This is a genomic window from Treponema sp. R6D11 (genome assembly GCF_054786075.1).
Map to the genome: position 1 here is coordinate 1 of NZ_BDHD01001416.1, position 309 is coordinate 309.

A 309-nucleotide genomic window follows, 5' to 3' on the forward strand; every position below is an offset into this window, starting at 1 on the left:
TTCTTGTGTTAGGCAATGAGGAGACAGGCTTGCCCAAGGAAGTAAAAGATCAATGCTCCTGCCTGTTAAGAATTCCAGGGACGGGAAACATCGACAGCTTAAACGTATCGCAAGCCGCAGCCTTGTTTCTGCATGCTATCTACAATATATAGTTGACCCCAACCTGATTTTGCCGTATCATGATTTTGTGGCAAGACGAAAAGCTGTAAGTAATTCAAAAGCTAAAGGTTCACGGACAATAGTCATATTTTGGCTTGTTTTTGTAATTGTAATTATCTGTATTTTTATGGTAAACGCCCCTACCATTCA

1 protein-coding gene is annotated in these 309 nt (G+C 40.5%); it reads left to right on the forward strand.

The features are described 5' to 3' along the window. The first annotated feature begins 5 nt into the window (after nucleotides 1–5). The gene (locus tag ACYVTD_RS18975) at nucleotides 6–152 is read left to right on the forward strand and encodes a TrmH family RNA methyltransferase (protein WP_461249131.1); all 147 of its coding nucleotides are present in this window, start codon (nucleotides 6–8) and stop codon (nucleotides 150–152) included. Nucleotides 153–309: the final 157 nt, after the last annotated feature.